The sequence below is a fragment of the Mycobacterium sp. TH-M25 genome, assembly GCF_057473665.1.
The window spans coordinates 1-2,289 of record NZ_JBYCLA010000269.1; the positions used below are offsets into that span (position 1 = coordinate 1).

A 2,289-nucleotide genomic window follows, 5' to 3' on the forward strand; every position below is an offset into this window, starting at 1 on the left:
TGTGGTGGGCTCTGCGCTACTACGGCCACGACGCCGTCATGCTGCTCGACGGCGGTTTCACCTGCTGGCAGGCGAAAGGATTCCCGCTCGACAGCGAGGTTCCCGACCCGCCGCCGGTGACGTTCACCGCCCGGGTGCAACCCGGGCTTCGGGTCGACGCCGATCAAGTGGCCCACGCCATCGGCCGTGACGACGTCTGCCTCGTCGACGCGCTTCCCGAAATTTTCTACACCGGTGCCGCTCGCCTGTACCCAAGCCACCGGGCCGGTCATATCCCTACCGCCCGCAACGTGCCGGCGCCGTCCCACGTGGACCCGGCCACCCATCGCTTGCGCTCCGCCACCGAGCTGGCCCAGCTGTGGGAGCCGGTCGGGCTGGCGCCTTCTCGCCGCGTCATCACCTACTGCGGCGGTGGCGTGTTCGGGGCCTTCGCCCTCTTCGCGCTCCACGTCATGGGACACGAGAACGCCGCCCTCTACGACGCCTCGTGGATGGAGTGGGGCGCCGATCCCACCCGACCGGTGGAGATCGGACCGCGAGCTGCGCACACGACCGACATCGACCGACCAGCCTAAGGATGCAGTGATGGCGCGGATCAAACTCATCGACCCCGACCAAGCTCAGGGACGGACTCGTGAGGTCTTCGAGCGGGTGAAGGCGTATTACAAGGTGGTGCCCGGCCTGCAGCAGGGACTGAACTACCTGCCCGAGACCACCGATGCGTTGTGGACCCTGAGCCTGAACACGGCAATGGAGGGAAGCATCCGTGAAGAGCTCAAGCGGGTGTTCTTCGCGGTGACTGCCTATGAGGTCGAATGTGAATACTGCACCGCGGCCCACATGATCGCCCTGATGGGCAAGAAGTGGAGCCGCCAGGAATGCGTGGACCTCATCGAGGGCAATCCGTCTCCCCGTTTGACCGACAAGGAGAACGCCGCGGTGGACTTCGCCCGGGCGGTCGCTCGCCGTCCGGCCGGCGTGACCGACGAGATGACCGACAACTTACGAGCATTCGGATGGACCGACGCCGAGATCGTGGAGATCGTGGCCTCAGTCGCGCTGATGCGCTACACAACCACGGTGGCCAGCGCCCTCGACGTACCGCTCGAAGAGGCGATGGAAGGCGTGGGGGTGAGCTGCGGGGTACCACTCGATAGGCTCGAGAGTTGAGTCATCGATCGACCCGCATCCACCGCGGCAGTGACCTCAGCGGTCTTTATGCACGAAATGTGGCTTCGTGACGAGACCGTGTCGGCACGCGGTACTGACGGGTTGTCAGAGCCGGGTCCGCTGGTGGATGTCGTCAGTGAACTCGGCGAGCACGGCCTCGGTCAGCGAGGGCCGGGTCTCGGCTATTGCCGCGAGATAGTCCTCGGTGCGCGACGGCTCGCCACGGTTGAATTCGATCTCTCGCTCGAACCCGGACTGCGCACCTTTGCGCGCAGCGAACTCGATATCGGCCGGAGTGAACATCTCGCTGGCCGCGACGAGCTCGTCGATATCGACCGAATCGGCGGCCGGTCCGAGATATCTGGCCCAGATCGCGGCCCGCGCCGTCGCGTCCGGGGGTCCGATCGGGATGATGTAGTCGAATCGCCCGGGCCGCAAAAACGCCGAATCCAGCGAGCGCACCGAGTTCGTCGCGCAGATCAGCAGCCGGTCGTCACGCTGGCGAAACGCCGGTATCAATTTGAGCAGTTCGTTGGTGACACCGTGCGCCGGATCGCAGCGCTCACCCGAGCGTGATCCGGCGATTTCCTCGACTTCATCGATGAACACCACCACGGCTTCCAGTTCCATCAACGTCACAAAGGCCTCTCGCAGGGCGCTCGCCAGAGCGACGTCTGGTGCGGCCAGACGCGACGGGAGGAGTTCGACGAACGGCCAGCCGAGCCGACCGGCAACGGCTTTGGCGAAGCTGGTCTTCCCTGTCCCCGGGGGCCCGAACAAGATGACCGCCTTCGGCGGCGACACCCCGTATTTCTCGGCGATGTTCGGCTCGGTCAGTGGCAGCACGATCCGCCGCTCCACGATCTCTTTCTCCGATTCCATCCCGCCCATCGCGTTCCACAGGCCGCGGGGCATCGTCTGAGCGCCGAGTTCGGCCAGCAGGCCCGCGTCCGAGGAGCCGACGGTGTCGACCTTTTCTAAAAACGACAGGTCGGTCCGTTCCCGGTAGCCGGAGTTGCGCAGCGCCGCCGTGCCGGTCGCCTCCGCAGGCAACAGCGCACCAACGCGCCGCACGCCCAGCGCGCGCAGGCGCAGCTCAAGCTCGCCCAATAGTGCGCT

3 protein-coding genes are annotated in these 2,289 nt (G+C 65.9%); 2 read left to right on the plus strand and 1 reads right to left on the minus strand.

Going from position 1 to position 2,289, the window contains the following annotated elements; genetic code table 11:
* Together AC2VOU_RS09185 and AC2VOU_RS09190 are read left to right on the plus strand one after the other, a co-directional pair.
* The coding region (locus AC2VOU_RS09185; RefSeq protein ID WP_486957100.1) for a sulfurtransferase at nucleotides 1-575 on the plus strand (575 nt) is incomplete at its 5' end.
* 10 nt (nucleotides 576-585) lie between these two features.
* Complete coding sequence (locus tag AC2VOU_RS09190) at nucleotides 586-1,170, plus strand: carboxymuconolactone decarboxylase family protein (protein ID WP_486957101.1); 585 nt, start codon at nucleotides 586-588, stop codon at nucleotides 1,168-1,170.
* 105 nt (nucleotides 1,171-1,275) lie between these two features.
* Here AC2VOU_RS09190 and AC2VOU_RS09195 read toward each other — a convergent pair.
* On the minus strand, nucleotides 1,276-2,289 hold a 1,014-nt coding region (locus tag AC2VOU_RS09195), incomplete at its 5' end, for an ATP-binding protein (RefSeq protein WP_486957102.1).